This window comes from Occultella glacieicola (genome assembly GCF_004353825.1).
GTDB classification, from domain to species: Bacteria; Actinomycetota; Actinomycetes; order Actinomycetales; family Beutenbergiaceae; genus Occultella; species Occultella glacieicola.
Genome location: NZ_SMNA01000005.1, coordinates 97,945 through 113,669, shown reverse-complemented (window position 1 = coordinate 113,669; position 15,725 = coordinate 97,945). Strand labels below are relative to the sequence as shown.

Here is a 15,725-nt window from a genome sequence, read left to right as displayed (position 1 = left end):
CTCAGGCTCCCGCCACGGGAGGCTTGGCGGCGAGCATCCGCTCGAGCGCCACCCGGGCCGGGTCGGCGACGTCCGCCGGCACGGTGATCCGGTTCGGCACCTCACCGGCCACCAGCGACTCGAGTACCCAGGCCAGGTAGCCGGGGTGGATCCGGTACATCGTGGAGCACGGGCAGACCACCGGGTCCAGGCAGAAGATCGTGTGCTGCGGGTACTGCGCGGCCAGGCGCTGGACCAGGTTCACCTCGGTGCCGATCGCGAACGTGGTGGGTTCGGTGGCGGCGTCGATCGCCTTGCGGATGTAGTCGGTGGAGCCCGCCTCGTCGGCGGCGTCGACCACGGGCATCGGGCACTCCGGGTGCACGATCACGCGCACGCCGGGGTGCTCGGCGCGGGCCTGCTCGATCTGAGCGACCGTGAACCGGCGGTGCACCGAGCAGAAGCCGTGCCACAGGATCACCTGGGCGTCACCGAGGGTCTGCTCGTCGTTGCCGCCGAGCGGCTTGTTCGGGTTCCACATCGGCATCGCCGTCAGCGGCACGCCCATCGCCTTGGCGGTGTTGCGGCCGAGGTGCTGGTCCGGGAAGAACAGCACCCGCTGCCCGCGCTCGAACGCCCACTCGAGGACCGTGGCGGCGTTCGAGGACGTGCACACGATGCCGCCGTTGCGCCCGCAGAAGCCCTTCAGCGCGGCGGAGGAGTTCATGTAGGTGACCGGGATGACCGGCACCCTGCCGCTGGAGTCGGGCTCGGTGCCGTACAGCTCGGTGAGCTGCTCCCAGCACTCCTCGACCTGGTCGATGTCCGCCATGTCCGCCATCGAGCAGCCGGCGGCGAGGTTCGGCAGGATCACGGCCTGCTCGGGACCGGAGAGCAGGTCGGCCGTCTCGGCCATGAAGTGCACGCCGCAGAACACGATCGCCTCGGCGTCCGGGCGGGTCAGCGAGGCGTTCGCGAGCTGGAAGGAGTCGCCCACGAAGTCCGCGTGGGTGACGACCTCCTCGCGCTGGTAGAAGTGGCCGAGGATGACCACCCGGTCGCCCAGCGTCGCCTTCGCGGCGCGCACCCGCGCGTCCAGGTCGGCCGGGTCCGCCTCGCGGTAGGCCCTGGGCAGTTCGCCCTGGCGGGGGGCGACGGCGGGGGGCGGGTCCGCAAGGGACGCGCCCGGCCCGTAGCCGGGACTGGCGTCGAACGCCCACGGGCCGCTGGCGAGGTCCGGGCTGCAGGTCGAGCCGGCGGTCCGGCCGGCGTCGATCAGCGCGATGGTGGTGTCGACCGAAGCAATGGTGCTCATGAGGTCTCCTCGGTGGAGGTGGGGGGATGGTGCGGTTCGGGGGCCAGCGGGCCGAGATCGACCGGCTCGATGGCGGTGTCGTAGCGGTACAGCTGGGCGGGTCGGTGCCGCCCGCCCGTGCGGACCTGACCGGTCGGGACGACGGCGCCGCTCGCCTCGACCTGACGGCGGAAGTTGGCCGGGTCGACCTCCTTGCGCAGGACCACCTCGTGGACCTCGCGCAGCTCGCGCAGGGTGAACGTCTCGCCGAGGAACGCGTGGGCGATCCGGGAGTACTCGACCTTCGTGCGCAGCCGCCAGAGTGCGTACTCCACGATCCGGTTGTGGTCGAAGGCGAGGTCCGGCAGCCGGTCCGCGGCGAGCCAGCGCACGTTCTGACCGGTGGTGGCCAGGTGCGCCTCCTCGGCGCCGATCATGGCCCAGTACACGACCGAGACCACCCGCCCGTGCTCGGCGCCGGGCCGGTCCGCGTCGCCGAACGCGTACAGCTGCTCCAGGTAGTTCGGGCGCAGCCCGGTGGTCTCCCGCAGGGTCCGGGAGGCGGCGTCGGCAAGCCCCTCGTCCGCGCGCAGCGGCCCACCCGGCAGGGCCCAGTGCCCGTCGAACGGGTCCCGCAGACGCACGACGAGCGGCAGCCAGAGTTGGGGCCGGGCGCCGGCCGGGGCGGAGCGGCGCTCGTCGGGGCGCAGCGCGAAGATCACCGTGGACACCGCGAGGGTCGGGGTCATGGTCACCTCCACGCTCCATGAGTAAGGGTCAGTGTGACGTTAACAGCGGGTCGATCTTAAGGTGGGATGGACACTAACGTCCAATCGGGTCCGCCGGCCGATACGGTGGGGCTTTCGCAGGACCGGCCCGGGAGGCACCTCATGCGGCGGATCATCATCGACACGGACCCGGGGATCGACGACGCGATCGCGTTGCTGCTGCTGTGCGCGGCGGACTCGGTCCGGATCGACGGTGTCACCACCGTCGGCGGGAACGTCGACCTCGACCTGGTCACCGCGAATACGCTGACCGTGCTGGAACTCGCCGGTCGCACGGACGTGCCCGTGTACCCGGGCGCCGGGCGCTCCTCCACCGACGGGCGCGAGCCCAGTGCCGACGTGCACGGCGTCGACGGGCTCGGCGGTCTCGGCCGGACCGCGGCGGCGATGCGCGCCCGGGACACCCCCGCCGTCGACTTCCTCACCGCGCACGCGGCCGCGCACCCGGGTGAGGTGACCCTGCTGCCGATCGGTCCGCTCACGAACATCGCGGCGGCGGTCGAGGCCGACCCGGCGTTCGTGGAGAACGTCGCGTCCGTGGTCCTGATGGGCGGGGCCGAGGGCGCCGGCAACATGACGCCGTCGGCCGAGTTCAACCTCTGGTACGACCCGCGGGCCGCCGATGTGGTCTTCTCCGCCGGGTTCGCCGACCTGATCATGGTCGGCCTGGACGCCACCCGGCAGGCGGACCTGGCGCCGGGCGTCGGGGAACTGCTGCGGCTCCTGGACACCCCGGTGTCCCGGTTCATCCACGCCATCACCCGTTCCTACGTCGACGTCGCCTTCGCCGCCCATGGGCGGCTGGCCTGCGACCTGCACGACCCGCTGGCCGCCGCGTTCCTGCTCGATCCCGCGGTGATCGCGACCGTCCCGGCGGACGTCTCCATCACCGTCGACGGCGAGCACGAGGGCCGGTCGGTCGTGACCCGCACGGCAGGCGTCCCGGGCGCCACCGCGAACGCCCGGGTCGCGACCGGCGCGGACACCGCCCGGTTCTACCGCGTGCTGCTGACCACCCTGTTCCCGGAATCGGTCGACGTGATCGAGAGGGTCGTGGCCCACGAGTACCGCTGAGGGGCCGGTCCCGTTCGGTGAGGGTGCGGTGTTGGCTGCCATCTCGGCACCCTCGGCGGGGAGTCGGCGCGGGGTGAGGATACGATGGCCCGGTTCGTCTACCTCTGTTCGCACGTGAAGGGTTTCGCCTCGGTGGTCACAACATCTCGCCTCCTCAAGACCGCCGGATCGTTGGCCGTGGGTGCCCTGGCCCTGAGCGCCTGCTCGATCAACCCCGGCGCCGCCGCGGTCGTGGACGGGAACCGGATCACGGAGAACGTGCTGGCCACGACCGACGAGCAGATCTCCCCGATGCTGACCGAGGACCCCGAGCCCGCCCGGGTGCTCCAGTTGCTGATCGCGGCGCCGGATCTGCTGCAGGTCACCTCCGAGAACGGGATCGCCTACTCCGACGAGCAGGCCCGGGAGGTGCTCGAGGCCACCGCGGCGGCCCAGGGCGTCCCGGTCGCCGACTACACCGAGGACACCCTGCGGGTGACCCGGATGATCCTCGCGCAGGGCGACCTCAGCCAGAGCCCCGACGGCCAGGCCATGCTCGACGACGCGAACGCGCGCCTGGCCTCCTCCGAGATCGTGGTGAGTCCCCGCTACGGCGAGTGGGACGCCGAGACCAACGGCATCGCCGCCGTCACCCCCGACTGGATCCTCGCGCCCGAGGCCCCGGTCGCCGGATGAGCCTGCCCGGTCCCGACGAGGACGGCCGCCCCGGTGCGGCACTCCTCGACGCGGTGGCCGTGATGGACCGGCTGCGCTCCCCGGGCGGCTGCCCGTGGGACGCCGAGCAGACCCACGCCTCGCTGGCCCCGTACGCGATCGAGGAGGCCCACGAGGTCGCCGAGGCCGCCGAGTCCGGTGACGCCGAGGCGCTCCGGGAGGAGCTCGGCGACCTGCTGCTGCAGGTGCTGTTCCATGCCCGCCTCGCCACCGAGGCGCCCGACGGCGGCGCGTTCGACATCGACGACGTGGCCCGCACGCTCGTGGCCAAGCTGGTGCGCCGCCACCCGCACGTGTTCGACGCCGGGTCGGGCGTGGGGGACGGCGCACCGCTGACCGCCTCCGACGTGAACCGCAACTGGGACGCGATCAAGGCGACCGAGAAGCCGCGCGAGTCCATCCTCGACGGCGTCCCGGCGGACCTGCCGGCCCTCGCCCGGGCGCAGAAGGTGCTCGGGCGGGCCCGCAAGGCGGGCCTCGACCTCAGCCTCGACGAGGCCGCCGAGGGCGACCACGGCGATCCCGCGCCCGACCGTGCGACCGACGCTCCGCCGTCGGACACCATCGGCGCGGCCCTGCTGGATCTGGTCCGCCGCGCGGACGCCGAGCACGTCGACGCCGAGGCCGCGCTGCGGGCCCGGACCCGAGCCCTCGAGGCCCGGATCCGCGCCGCCGAACGGGACCTTCCGCTCTGAACCGACACGTCCCGGGCCACTATCGTGGACCGTGGCTCACCGAACCTGAACACCACAACATTGAAGGAGTCACTGTGGCCACCATTGAGGCCGTAGGAGCGCGCGAGATCCTCGATTCGCGCGGCAACCCGACCGTCGAGGTCGAGATGGCGCTGGAGGACGGCTCGTTCGCGCGTGCCGCCGTGCCGTCCGGCGCGTCGACCGGTGCGTTCGAAGCCGTGGAGCGTCGCGACGGCGACAAGGGCCGCTACCTGGGCAAGGGCGTCGAGAACGCTGTCGCCGCGGTCACCGACGTCATCGCCCCCGAGATCCTCGGCCTCGACGCCGCGGACCAGCGTCACCTCGACCAGACCCTGATCGACCTGGACGGGACCTCCAACAAGGGCAAGCTCGGCGCGAACGCCATCCTCGGCGTCTCCCTCGCCGCCGCCCGCGCGTCCGCGGAGAGCGCGAACCTGTCCCTGTTCCGCTACGTCGGCGGCCCGAACGCGCACGTGCTGCCGGTCCCGATGATGAACATCCTCAACGGGGGCTCGCACGCCGACTCGAACGTGGACATCCAGGAGTTCATGGTCGCCCCGATCGGCGCCGGCACCTTCAAGGAGGGGTTGCGCTGGGGCGCCGAGGTCTATCACGCACTGAAGTCCGTGCTCAAGGAGCGCGGCCTGGCCACCGGCCTCGGCGACGAGGGTGGCTTCGCCCCCAACCTGGAGTCCAACCGCGCCGCGCTGGACCTGATCCTGGTCGCCGTCGAGAAGGCCGGCTTCAGCGCCGGCCGGGACGTCGCGCTCGCCCTGGACGTGGCGGCCACGGAGTTCTTCTCCGACGGCGCCTACCAGTTCGAGGGCAAGGCCACCTCGCCCGAGGACCTCATCGGCTACTACGAGACCCTCGTGGCGGAGTACCCGTTGGTCTCCATCGAGGACCCGCTGTCCGAGGACGAGTGGGACTCCTGGGCCGAGCTCGTCGGCAAGGTCGGCGACAAGGTGCAGCTCGTCGGCGACGACCTGTTCGTGACGAACCCCGAGCGCCTCGCGAAGGGCATCGAGCTCGGCTCCGCGAACTCGCTCCTGGTCAAGCTGAACCAGATCGGCACCCTGACCGAGACCCTGGACGCGGTCACCCTGGCCCAGCGCAACGGGTTCACCGCGATGGTCTCGCACCGCTCCGGTGAGACCGAGGACACCACGATCGCGGACCTGTCCGTGGCCGTGAACGCCGGCCAGATCAAGACCGGTGCGCCCGCCCGCGGCGAGCGCATCAACAAGTACAACCAGCTGCTGCGCATCGAGGACGAGCTGGACAGCTCGGGCCGGTACGCGGGCGGCTCGGCGTTCCCGCGCTGGAACGGCCCGAGCGCCTGAGCCGATAGGCCCGGCTGTGCCGGCTGTGCCGGCCGAACGGATGACGGCGGGTGTCCCCTTTCGTGGGGGCGCCCGCCGTCGTCGCGTTCGCGGGCGGGTGTGCGTCATGGATGTGGTGTCAGCGCGTTGGTGCGGGTCAGCGAGTGTCTCCGGCGTGCTGTGCACGATCAGACCCGTCGTGGGCGCTGGGTGCGTTCGGCCCGATAGGGGGGTGTGGTGCGCGCTCGCAGCGCCACACCCCGCTTCACCCTCGGCCGGTGCCCGCCCGTTCTGGTCCCTTGTGGTGTGATCGCGACGTGTCGGGCGCGTCGTTGTCGCACCGTTACGGTGTCGCGGTCCTGGGGCGAGCGAGGAGGAGGGTGGGGCCTGGGGTGCGGCGTGCCAGGGTCGAGGTGGGTGTGCGTCATCTGATGGCACCACAAACCTGACGCACACCCCGCGGGCCGAGCCCCGGGGCGGCTTGTCGGTGGGCAGGTCTAGCCTGCCGTGGCACGACTCACGGCTTGCTGCTCCGCCGAAATCCCCGGGGCGTGAGAGAACATGAGGGAGTGAGTCCCCGACGCCCTGCAACCCCGCGCGCCCGCGGGTCGGTGGCGACGGCGAAGCGACCGTCCTCCTCGAGCCACGCCACCGGCGGTGCGCGGGCCACGGGGACGCGCGCAACGGCGTCGGGGTCGGGAACCGGAGCGAAGTCCGCCCCGAAGCGCGCTGGCAAGCCCACGTCGAAACCGACGTCCAAGCCGGCCACGAAGCCGTCGGCGGCGCGGCGGGCCGGTGCCGCGAAGCGCAGCGGCGCCACCACCGAGGCGCACAAGGCGCCGCGACAGATCACCGTGCGCACGCTGGTGCTGTTCGTGGTGGTCCTGATGGCCTTCATCGTCCTCGCCCCGACCCTGCGCGCCTACATCACGCAGCAGGAGCGGCACCGGGAGCTGAGCGCCCAGATCGTCGCCGCGGAGCAGCGCAACGCCGACCTGAACGGCGCCGTCGAGCAGTGGAACGACGACGCCTACGTCCAGGCCCAGGCCCGTGACCGGCTCGGCTTCGTGATGCCGGGGGAGACCCCGTACCGGGTGGTGGACCCGGAGACGGTCACCGGCGAGGAACCGGCCCCCGACCCGGGCGAGGACGGGCCCGTGAGCGTGCCTCCGACCGGCCCCTGGTACCTGACCGTGTGGGACTCCGTCCAGGTGGCCGGCGAGGTCTCCGACTGACAACCGTCATGATGGTGCCGTGACCCCTGAGCCTGTGACTCCCGACCCGGTGAGCGCCGAGGACCTGGCCGTGCTCGCCGAGCAGCTCGGCCGACCCGCCCGTGGCGTGGTGGCCGTGGCCGCCCGGTGCGTCTGCGCACGCCCGACCGTGGTCCGCACCGCCCCACGCCTCGAGGACGGCACACCGTTCCCGACGACGTACTACCTGACCAGCCCGGGCGCCGTCGCGGCCGTGAGCACCCTCGAGGCCGGCGGCGTGATGCGGGAGATGTCGCAGCGGCTCGACGAGGATCCGGACCTCGCCGCCGCTCACACCCGCGCTCACGAGCACTACCTGGCCCAGCGGGCCGAGCTCGGCGAGGTGCCCGAGATCGAGGGCATCTCCGCCGGGGGCATGCCCATCCGGGTGAAGTGCCTGCACGTGCTCGTGGCGCACGCCCTCGCCGCCGGCCCGGGCGTGAACCCGCTCGGCGACGAGGCACTCGCGCTGATCGCCGATGTCTGGAGACCGGACCGCTGCACCTGTTGACCCCGGGAGGTGGGATCCTGTGCAGGTGACTCGTGTGGCTGCCATCGACTGCGGAACGAACTCCATCCGGCTGCTGATCGCCGACCGGTCCCCGGACGGTCGGACGCTGACCCCGGTGGACCGCCGGCTGGAGATGGTCCGGCTCGGGCAGGGCGTGGACGCCACCGGCCGGTTCGACCCGGTGGCGCTGGAGCGCACCCTCGCCGCGACCGAGGCCTACGCCGAGCTATGCCGCGCCCGCGGGGTCGAGGCGGTCCGGTTCGTGGCCACCTCCGCCACCCGCGACGCGGCCAACCGGGACGAGTTCCTCGACGGCGTTCGGTCCCGGCTCGGTGTCCCCGCCGAGGTGATCTCGGGGACCGAGGAGGCCGCGCTCTCCTTCGCCGGCGTGCTCAGCGGGATCGGGGCGCAGGCCCCCGGCCCGTACCTGGTCGTCGACATCGGGGGCGGCTCCACCGAGCTGGTGCTCGGGCGGGAGAGCCCGACGGCGTCCGTGTCGATGGACATCGGATCGGTACGTCTGACCGAGCGTCACCTCCGCGACGACCCGCCCACCCAGGCGCAGATCGACGCTGCCTCCGCCGACGCCCGGGCCGCCCTGGACGCCGCCGCGGCCAGGGTGCCGTTGGGCGAGGTGGCCACCCTCGTCGGCGTGGCCGGGTCGGTGACCACGGTCACCGCGCACGCGCTGCGGCTGGATCGCTACCGCCCCGAACGCATCGACGGTGCCGAGCTGCCCGTCGCCGCGGCCCTGGCCGCTTGCCGGAGCCTGCTGACCATGGACCGCGGTGAGCGCGCCGCGCTGCCCTACCTGCATCCCGGCCGGGTGGACGTGATCGCCGCCGGTGCGCTGGTCTGGTGCGAGGTGATCACCCGGGTGGTCGCCGAGGCAGCCGCGGCCGGCCGCCACCTAATTCACGTGCGCGCGAGCGAGCACGACATCCTCGACGGCATCGCCCTGTCCGCTGCCCTGCCCGGCCCTGCCGGCACCTCCACCGGACCGTCACGCGATGCCGAATGACGCCCGGTCGCGGGCGTCCGCCCGGGGTCGACTTCGCCTCCATGCCCCGCTGGGTGCGCGTCGCGAGCGTGCCGGTCATGGTCGTCGCCGGTGGGCTGACGTCCGTGCAGGCACAGATCACGGGCACCTTCCGAGCTGAGCTGGGCACCGGGCTGCGGGCCGCGGGGATGGCCGCGACGGTGTCCATGCTCGGTGGGCTGTTCACCATCATGGTCATCGCCCTCCTGGTCCCGGCGGCCCGGCGTGGCGTGGCCACGCTCGTGCGTTCGATCCGGTCCGGTGCGTACCCGTGGTGGACGTTCGTCGGGGGCTGCGTCGGCGGTGTCTTCGTGCTCAGTCAGGCCCTGGCGGTGAGCGTGATCGGGGTCGCCCTGTTCGCGGTCGCCGCCGTGGCGGGTCAGACCACGGCGTCGCTGGTCGTGGACCGAACCTCGTTGGCACCCGGTGGACCCCAGCCGCTCAGCGCGGCCCGGGTGGTCGCCGCCTCGGCCGCGATCGCCGCCGTGTTCGTCGCATCGGTCGGCGGCATCGCCACGGACGGCGGTCCGACGTGGGAGATCGTCGTCCTCGTGCTGCTGCCGTTCCTGGGTGGGGCGGGAAATGCGTTCCAGCAGGCGGTCAACGGCCGGGTCGCGCAGATCGCCGGGCCGGTCCCGTCCACCGCACTCAATGTCACCCTCGCCACCACCGTGGTGCTCGTGTTCCTGTGCGCCACCCTGATCGCCCCCGGCGAGAGCTTCCACGCCTGGCCGACGCAGTGGTGGATGTACCTCGCCGGGCTGATCGGTCTGCTCTTCATCTTCCTGGCCGCCATCCTGGTCCACGTCCACGGCGTGCTGACCCTCGCCCTGCTCACCATCGCGGGCCAGGTGATCGCCGCGGAGATCCTCAACGCGTTCGCCCCGGGCGGCGCGATGACCCCGGCCAGCGCCGTCGCCGCGCTGCTCGTGGTGGCCGGGGTGGCGGTCGCCCTGTTCTCGGCGCGCCGGCGCCCGGTCCCGAGCGCCGCGGCGCGTGCCGGCACTAGCTGAGCCCCTCCGTGACCAGGGCCGGGTAGTCCAGGTATCCGCGGGCACCCGGGGTGTACAGGTGCGCCTGCTCGATCGGGTTCAGGGGTGCCCGGAGCGCGAACCGGGCCGGCAGGTCCGGGTTCGCCAGGAACGCGCGGCCATAGGAGACCAGGTCCGCGAGACCGGCCCGCAGCACCTGTTCGCCTGCGTCCCGGGTGGTCTGGTCGCGGTTCTCGCCGACGTTCGCGATCAGGGTGCCGTGCCAGCGCGGACGCAGGTCCGCCAGCGCCGGGTAGTCATCGGCCTCGGTCAGATGCAGGTAGGCAAGGCCGAGGCGGTCGAGCCGGTCCACGAGGGGCCGGTAGACGGGCCCCGGGTCCGCCTCGACGATCCCGAACTGCGGGTTGCCCGGGGAGAGTCGGATGGCGGTGCGGTGCGCGCCGATCTCATGGGCGACGGCGGAGGTCACCTCGAGCGCGAACCGCGCCCGCTCCCGTGGTCGGCCGCCGTATCCGTCGGTGCGCAGGTTCGTGTTGTCGGCGAGGAACTGGTGGATCAGGTAGTTGTTGGCGCCGTGCAACTCGACCCCGTCGAAGCCGGCGTCGATCGCGAGCCGGGCGGAGCGGGCGTACGCGGCAACGGTGCTCGCGATGTCGGCCTCGGTCATCACCCGGGGCATCACCGGGGCCGCCCTGGTGCCGTCCGGCAGGTGCACCGACGCAGCGGCGGGCACCGCACTGGGTGCGAGCGGCAGGTCACCGGCCAGGCCGGCGAGCGGATGCCCGTTGCGGCCGCCGTGCATGAGCTGGGCCCAGATCCGTCCGCCGTGGGCATGGACCGCGTCCGTGACCCGGCGCCAGCCGGCCACATGCTCGGCGTCCGTCAGCCCCGGCACCCGCCACCCGCTCTGGCCGCGCCGCTCGGGGTAGATCCCCTCGCTGACGATCAGGCCAGCCGACGCGCGCTGGGCGTAGTAGTCGGCGACGATCGGCAGTGGGGTGCCGTCCTCGGCGGCGCGGTAGCGGGTCATCGGTGCCATCACGAGCCGGTTCGGCAGCTGCAGCCGGCCGCGGGAATAGGGTCGTAGGAGCAGGTCGTTCGACATGCCGGAACCGTAGGACCTCACATTGATGTCAGATTCAAGTGCTCGAGGCCTCGGCGCCGTCAGGTTCAGGAGATCGGGGACATGATGCGGATCGGAGAATTGGCGCGTCGGACCGCCGTGAGCGAGCGGTCGCTGCGCTACTACGAGGAGCAGGGCCTGCTCGACGCTCACCGCACGTCCGGCGGGCACCGCGAGTTCGCCGAGAGCGCGGTCGATCGGGTGATCCACATCCAGGAGCTGTTCGCGGCCGGTCTGTCCAGCCGCACGATCGCGGACGTGCTGCCGTGCATGCGGGACAGCGACGGCGGCCCGGCGGCCGTCGCGACGCCGAGCCTGGTGGAGACACTGCTCGGTGAGCGGGCCCGGATCGAAGCCAGGATCGCGCAGCTCGCGTCGTCCCGGGCGGTTCTCGACGAGGTCATCGAGGCCGCCTCCGGCAAGTGACCCCCCGCGAGGCCGCCGAACGCGCGGTGACAACGTTTCAACCGGTTGGCAACCAGCGGAAACAGCGCGTTCGGCTGGGTGCCGGGCCCGGGTGGGGGCGGGTGGCGAGGGTCAGCGGCGGGCCAGGACCGCGACGATGAAGTCCGAGTCCGTGGTGAAGGGACGCAGATCCCAGGTGGAGAACAGGGAGTCGGCGGCCAGGCCGGCGGTCGAGACGTCGGTGCGGAACGTCTCGAAGTCGTACCCGCGCCCGGCGCCGAACCCGACCACGGCGCGTCCGCCGTCGTTCAGGTGTCCACGGAACCGGCGCAGGACCTCGACCTCCGTGCCCGGGGCGAGGAAGGTCATGACGTTCCCGGCGCAGACGATCACGTCGAAGCCCTCGGTGACCCCCGCCGTCGGGAGGTCGAGCTCGGCGAGGTCGCCGACCAGCCAGGTCGGCCCCGGGTGGTCGGCCTCGGCGGCCTCGATGAGCACCGGGTCCACGTCCACGCCGACGACCGTGTGACCGGCGTCGGCCAGGAACGCCCCCACCCGCCCCGGGCCGCAGCCGGCGTCGAGGATCCTCGAACCACGGCTCGCCATGGCGTCGATCAGCCGGGCCTCACCGGCGAGATCGGCCCCCTGGGCGGCCATGGCGCGGAACCGCTGCACGTACCAGTGCGAGTGATCGGGGTTCTGCTGGACCTTCTGTTCCCATTTGCTCGGCGTGCGCACGCCTCATGCTACGTCGACGGGTGCGCCCGGCTGCGCCGGGGTCGACGCCGTGCGGACAATGAGGACCATGGCTCTCGACGACCCGCGACTGCGCACGATCGCCACCGAACTGGTCGCGGTGCCCGGGGTGATCGGTGTCCTCCTCGGCGGCAGCCGGGCCCGCGGTGAGCATCGCGCCGACTCCGACGTGGACCTCGGCCTGTACTACCGCGGGAGCCGGGCACGGGTCGACATCGCGTCGCTGCGCGACCTGGCCGGCAGGCTCTCGGGCCGGGAGATCGACGTCACCGAGCACGGTGGCTGGGGTCCATGGGTCGACGGCGGAGGCTGGCTCGATCTCGACGGCGTCGCCGTCGACTGGATCTACCGCGACCTGGACCGGGTCGAGGACTGCTGGGCCGGCGCCGTGGCCGGGCGGCACGCATTCCACGTCCAGGCCGGGCACCCGCTCGGCGTGCCGGAACTCGCGTACCCGGGTGAGGTGGCGCTCGGCCGGGTGCTCGCCGACCCCACCGGGGTCCTGACCGAGCTGCGCGAGCGGTACCGGCGCTACCCGCCCGCCCTGACCCGCGCCGTCGTCGCCGGGTTGTGGGAGGCCGGCTTCATCCTCGGCGGCGCCCGCAAGGGTGCCTCGCGCGGTGACGCCACCTACGTGGCCGGCTGTCTGTTCCGGGCGCTCGGCCTGTGCGCCCACGCGCTGCACGCCCACGCCGGACGATGGCTCGTCAACGAGAAGGGCGCGATCGAGGCGGCGGGCCGGCTGCCCGGGGCACCGCCGGACTTCGCGACCCGCGCCCACCACCTGTTCGGCGAGGTCGGCCCGCGTGGTCTGGCGGCAGCCATCGACCGGGCCGAGGTGCTCCTCGCGCAGGTGCGGGACGCCGTCGGCCCGGCCGCGACGGGGGACGCGGATACAGTGAGCCGATGACGGACACCCCGCGCACACCGGCGATCGAGGCACTCGAGGCCGCCGGCATCCCGTTCACGGTGACCAGCCACGGCAGGGTCGGCTCGCTCGCCGAGGCGGCCGAGGCTCGCGGCGTCCGACCGGGCGACATCGTCAAGACCATGGTGGTGCGGCGGGGCTCGGGCGACTACCTGTTCGTGCTCGTGCCCGGTGACCGCACGATCTCGTGGCCGAAGCTGCGCACCCTGCTCGGCGTGAACCGGCTCTCGATGCCGGACGCTTCGAAGGCCCTCGAGGTCACCGGGTACGAGCGCGGCACGATCACCCCGTTCGGTGCGAGCACCGCGTGGCCGGTGATCGCCGACCTGCGGGTCGCCGGGCGTCGGGTCTCCATCGGCGGCGGGGCGTTCGGAGTCGCCGCGACCGTGGCCGGCGACGACGCCATCCGCGTGCTGTCCGCCGAGGTCGCGGACGTGACGGAGCCGGAGGGCGGAGAACCGTGAGCTGGGCGAGACAGCGGTGAGCACCACCGGGCGGGCGGGCGACGCCCTGCCCCACCCGCTCACCGGTGAGCCGTTCGTATCCCCGGTCCCGCCCGGGTCCGGCTGGCCGGGTGATCCGGCCACGGTGCGGACCCCGCGGGCCGGCACGCCCGCCGAGGTCGCGCGGCTCGCCGAGCAGGCCACCCTCGCCCAGGTCGATGCCCGCAGCAGCGTCTGCTCCGCGTGCCCCCGGCTGGTGTCCTGGCGTGAGGACGTGGCCCGCACGAAGCGCCGGGCGTTCGCCGACCAGCCCTACTGGGGTCGCCCGGCCGCGAGCTTCGGTGACCCGGACCCGACCCTACTGATCGTCGGGTTGGCACCGGCCGCGCACGGGGCGAACCGCACCGGGCGGATGTTCACCGGCGACCGGTCCGGCGACTGGATCTTCGCCGCCCTGCACCGGGCGGGCTACGCGACCCAGGGCACGTCGGTCGCCGCCGGGGACGGGCTCGAGCTGCACGGGGCACGCATGGTCGCGACCGTGCGCTGCGCACCGCCGGACAACAAGCCGATCCCCGAGGAGAAGCACGCCTGCGCGCCGTGGCTGCACCGCGAGCTCGACCTTCTCGCCGACGGTCTCACCTCGATCCTCGCCCTCGGCGGGATCGCCTGGCAGGCCACGTTCGCGGCGCTGGCGCGGCTCGGCTGGGGGATCCCCAGACCGCGACCGGCGTTCGGGCACGGGGTCACCGTTGCGGTGACCACCCCGGTCACCGGACGCGAGCTCGCCGTGGTCGGCAGCTACCACGTCTCCCAGCAGAACACCTTCACCGGACGGCTCACCGAGGCCATGCTCGACGACGTACTGGCACGCTGTCGGGACGGCGCCACCCGTGCGCAATCACACACTGCCGGCGAGGGACATCCGCTCTAAGGTGATCGCATGACCACGATGCCCGCGTTCACGTCCGCGTCCGGCCGGACCCGCAAGGTTCCCAGGATCCTGATCCTGGGCGGCGGCTACGTGGGCCTGTACACGGCGATGCAGATCCGCAAACGGCTCGGCCGGCGCGAGGCCGCCATCGTGATGGTGGACCCGCGGCCGTACATGACCTATCAGCCGTTCCTGCCGGAGGCCGCGGCGGGCTCGCTCGAGCCACGCCACGTGGTCGCACCGCACCGACGTCTGCTCCGGGGCAGCACGCTGCTCTCCGGTTCCGTGGCGGCCATCGACCACGCGAACCGGCGCGCCACCATCAACCCCACCGAGGGCGAACCCTACGAGGTCTCCTACGACCACGTCGTGGTCGCGCTCGGGGCGGTCGCCCGGGTGCTGCCGATCCCCGGCCTGGCCGAGAACGGGATCGGCTTCAAGCAGATCGAGGAGGCCATCTCACTGCGCAACCGGGTCCTGAACAAGCTCGACGTCGCCGCCTCCACCTGGGACCCCGAGGCCCGCAGGCGGATGCTCACGTTCACCTTCGTCGGTGGCGGGTTCGCCGGGATCGAGGCGATCGCCGAGGTCGAGGACATGGTGCGCCAGGCCGTCAAGGACTTCGACTCGATCCGGATGAAGGACGTGCGGTTCGTGCTCATCGAGGGCGCGCACCGGATCCTGCCCGAGCTGGGCGAGGAACTGGGCGGGTACGCGCTCGAGCAGCTGCGCAAGCGCGGCATCGAGATCAAGCTCGCCACGTTCCTGAACTCCGCCGTCGACCACCACATCGTGTGCTCCGACGGGGACGAGTTCGACTCGGACACACTCGTCTGGACCGCCGGGGTGAAGGCGAACCCGGTCCTGACCGGCTCCGACCTCCCGCTCGACGAGACCGGGCGGGTCCGGGCCCTGCCCACGCTCCAGGTTGCGAACCCCGACGGGACCGTGGTCGAGGGCGCCTGGACCGCGGGCGACAACGCGGCCGTGCCGGACCTCTCGACCGGTGAACCCGGCACGTTCTGCGCTCCCACCGCGCAGCACGCCGTCCGGCAGTCCCGCCACCTCGGCGACAACATCGTGCGTCACCTCACCGGCGTGCCGCTCGAGGAGTACTCGCACAAGAACATCGGCACGGTCGCCTCGCTCGGCCTGTACAAGGGCGTCGCGCAGATCTTCGGGATCAAGTTCCGGGGGCCGGTGGCCTGGTTCATGCACCGCACGTACCACATGTGGGCGATGCCGACCCTGAACCGCAAGGCCCGCATCGTCCTGGACTGGACGGCGGCGCTGGTGTTCAACCGCGAGATGGTCGCCCTCGGCAGCCTACAGACCCCACGGGAGGCCTTCGAGGCCGCGGCCGCGAGTGCCGCGAAGCGGGCCCCGGCGGGCAAGTAGCGGGGCTTCGGCAGGGCCGGTAGCGCGCGTCCGACGGGCCCCGGGGACCGCGCGGG

17 protein-coding genes are annotated in these 15,725 nt (G+C 72.7%); 13 read left to right on the top strand and 4 right to left on the bottom strand.

Translation table 11 applies throughout. The annotated features are described in order from the left end of the window. Nucleotide 1: 1 nt before the first annotated feature. Nucleotides 2-1,294 carry a quinolinate synthase NadA gene (gene nadA, locus EXU48_RS10915; RefSeq protein ID WP_133107692.1) on the bottom strand — a complete coding sequence of 431 codons (1,293 nt, stop codon included), beginning with the start codon at nucleotides 1,292-1,294 and terminating at the stop codon, nucleotides 2-4. Further along, entirely contained in the window at nucleotides 1,291-2,022 is a 732-nt protein-coding gene (locus tag EXU48_RS10910; RefSeq protein ID WP_133107691.1) for an NUDIX hydrolase, read from the bottom strand. The genes nadA and EXU48_RS10910 overlap by 4 nt, the downstream gene beginning before the upstream one ends. A gap of 141 nt (nucleotides 2,023-2,163) precedes the next feature. On the opposite strand from EXU48_RS10910, the gene EXU48_RS10905 reads away from it, so the two are divergent. The 8 genes from EXU48_RS10905 (at nucleotide 2,164) to EXU48_RS10870 (ending at nucleotide 9,703) form a co-directional block, all read left to right on the top strand. Further along, nucleotides 2,164-3,135, top strand: coding sequence for a nucleoside hydrolase (locus EXU48_RS10905; protein ID WP_165962767.1), 972 nt, complete (start codon nucleotides 2,164-2,166; stop codon nucleotides 3,133-3,135). 84 nt (nucleotides 3,136-3,219) lie between these two features. Further along, complete coding sequence (locus tag EXU48_RS10900; protein ID WP_133107689.1) at nucleotides 3,220-3,810, top strand: hypothetical protein; 591 nt, start codon at nucleotides 3,220-3,222, stop codon at nucleotides 3,808-3,810. Beyond that, entirely contained in the window at nucleotides 3,807-4,544 is a 738-nt protein-coding gene (locus tag EXU48_RS10895; protein WP_133107688.1) for a MazG family protein, read from the top strand. The genes EXU48_RS10900 and EXU48_RS10895 overlap by 4 nt, the downstream gene beginning before the upstream one ends. 74 nt (nucleotides 4,545-4,618) lie before the next feature. Then, nucleotides 4,619-5,908: a phosphopyruvate hydratase gene (eno, locus tag EXU48_RS10890; RefSeq protein ID WP_133107687.1), complete on the top strand. Its 1,290-nt coding sequence runs from the start codon at nucleotides 4,619-4,621 to the stop codon at nucleotides 5,906-5,908. A gap of 548 nt (nucleotides 5,909-6,456) precedes the next feature. After that, a complete protein-coding gene (locus EXU48_RS25400; RefSeq protein WP_133107686.1) occupies nucleotides 6,457-7,122 on the top strand; it encodes an FtsB family cell division protein in 666 nt (221 codons plus the stop codon). A 19-nt stretch (nucleotides 7,123-7,141) separates the two neighbouring features. Next, nucleotides 7,142-7,651, top strand: coding sequence for a DUF501 domain-containing protein (locus tag EXU48_RS10880; RefSeq protein WP_133107685.1), 510 nt, complete (start codon nucleotides 7,142-7,144; stop codon nucleotides 7,649-7,651). 25 nt (nucleotides 7,652-7,676) lie between these two features. Further along, nucleotides 7,677-8,672, top strand: a complete 996-nt coding sequence (locus EXU48_RS10875; RefSeq protein WP_328591641.1) for a Ppx/GppA phosphatase family protein — start codon at nucleotides 7,677-7,679, stop codon at nucleotides 8,670-8,672. 41 nt (nucleotides 8,673-8,713) lie between these two features. After that, nucleotides 8,714-9,703 carry a DMT family transporter gene (locus tag EXU48_RS10870; RefSeq protein ID WP_165962765.1) on the top strand — a complete coding sequence of 330 codons (990 nt, stop codon included), beginning with the start codon at nucleotides 8,714-8,716 and terminating at the stop codon, nucleotides 9,701-9,703. On the opposite strand, the gene EXU48_RS10865 is transcribed toward EXU48_RS10870, so the two are convergent. Next, complete coding sequence (locus EXU48_RS10865; RefSeq protein ID WP_133107682.1) at nucleotides 9,696-10,787, bottom strand: alkene reductase; 1,092 nt, start codon at nucleotides 10,785-10,787, stop codon at nucleotides 9,696-9,698. The genes EXU48_RS10870 and EXU48_RS10865 overlap by 8 nt on opposite strands. Before the next feature lie 81 nt (nucleotides 10,788-10,868). On the opposite strand from EXU48_RS10865, the gene EXU48_RS10860 reads away from it, so the two are divergent. Beyond that, on the top strand, nucleotides 10,869-11,231 hold the full coding sequence (locus tag EXU48_RS10860; protein WP_235856970.1) for a MerR family transcriptional regulator: 363 nt from the start codon (nucleotides 10,869-10,871) through the stop codon (nucleotides 11,229-11,231). 111 nt (nucleotides 11,232-11,342) lie between these two features. Here EXU48_RS10860 and EXU48_RS10855 read toward each other — a convergent pair whose 3' ends face one another. Then, nucleotides 11,343-11,948 (bottom strand): class I SAM-dependent methyltransferase, encoded by a 606-nt coding sequence (locus tag EXU48_RS10855; RefSeq protein ID WP_133107681.1) that lies wholly within the window; start codon nucleotides 11,946-11,948, stop codon nucleotides 11,343-11,345. A 67-nt stretch (nucleotides 11,949-12,015) separates the two neighbouring features. Between EXU48_RS10855 and EXU48_RS10850 the strand changes: the two genes are divergently transcribed. Genes EXU48_RS10850 through EXU48_RS10835 form a run of 4 tightly spaced genes read left to right on the top strand, consistent with a single transcriptional unit; the run spans nucleotide 12,016 to nucleotide 15,669 of the window. Next, nucleotides 12,016-12,876 carry a nucleotidyltransferase domain-containing protein gene (locus EXU48_RS10850; protein WP_133107680.1) on the top strand — a complete coding sequence of 287 codons (861 nt, stop codon included), beginning with the start codon at nucleotides 12,016-12,018 and terminating at the stop codon, nucleotides 12,874-12,876. Beyond that, nucleotides 12,873-13,358, top strand: coding sequence for an aminoacyl-tRNA deacylase (locus EXU48_RS10845; RefSeq protein ID WP_133107679.1), 486 nt, complete (start codon nucleotides 12,873-12,875; stop codon nucleotides 13,356-13,358). The genes EXU48_RS10850 and EXU48_RS10845 overlap by 4 nt, the downstream gene beginning before the upstream one ends. 16 nt (nucleotides 13,359-13,374) lie before the next feature. Next, complete coding sequence (locus EXU48_RS10840; RefSeq protein ID WP_328591640.1) at nucleotides 13,375-14,271, top strand: uracil-DNA glycosylase; 897 nt, start codon at nucleotides 13,375-13,377, stop codon at nucleotides 14,269-14,271. A 9-nt stretch (nucleotides 14,272-14,280) separates the two neighbouring features. Next, nucleotides 14,281-15,669: an NAD(P)/FAD-dependent oxidoreductase gene (locus tag EXU48_RS10835; protein WP_133107678.1), complete on the top strand. Its 1,389-nt coding sequence runs from the start codon at nucleotides 14,281-14,283 to the stop codon at nucleotides 15,667-15,669. Nucleotides 15,670-15,725 lie beyond the last annotated feature (56 nt).

Coding starts and splice junctions, on each gene's coding strand:
- EXU48_RS10905 (WP_165962767.1), top strand. CDS start 2,164: ATGCGGCGGATCATCATCGACACGGACCCGGGGATCGACGACGCGATC.
- EXU48_RS10895 (WP_133107688.1), top strand. CDS start 3,807: ATGAGCCTGCCCGGTCCCGACGAGGACGGCCGCCCCGGTGCGGCACTC.
- EXU48_RS10900 (WP_133107689.1), top strand. CDS start 3,220: ATGGCCCGGTTCGTCTACCTCTGTTCGCACGTGAAGGGTTTCGCCTCG.
- nadA (WP_133107692.1), bottom strand. CDS start 1,294: ATGAGCACCATTGCTTCGGTCGACACCACCATCGCGCTGATCGACGCC.
- EXU48_RS10845 (WP_133107679.1), top strand. CDS start 12,873: ATGACGGACACCCCGCGCACACCGGCGATCGAGGCACTCGAGGCCGCC.
- EXU48_RS10870 (WP_165962765.1), top strand. CDS start 8,714: ATGCCCCGCTGGGTGCGCGTCGCGAGCGTGCCGGTCATGGTCGTCGCC.
- EXU48_RS10835 (WP_133107678.1), top strand. CDS start 14,281: ATGACCACGATGCCCGCGTTCACGTCCGCGTCCGGCCGGACCCGCAAG.
- EXU48_RS10860 (WP_235856970.1), top strand. CDS start 10,869: ATGATGCGGATCGGAGAATTGGCGCGTCGGACCGCCGTGAGCGAGCGG.
- EXU48_RS10850 (WP_133107680.1), top strand. CDS start 12,016: ATGGCTCTCGACGACCCGCGACTGCGCACGATCGCCACCGAACTGGTC.
- EXU48_RS10865 (WP_133107682.1), bottom strand. CDS start 10,787: ATGTCGAACGACCTGCTCCTACGACCCTATTCCCGCGGCCGGCTGCAG.
- EXU48_RS10910 (WP_133107691.1), bottom strand. CDS start 2,022: ATGACCCCGACCCTCGCGGTGTCCACGGTGATCTTCGCGCTGCGCCCC.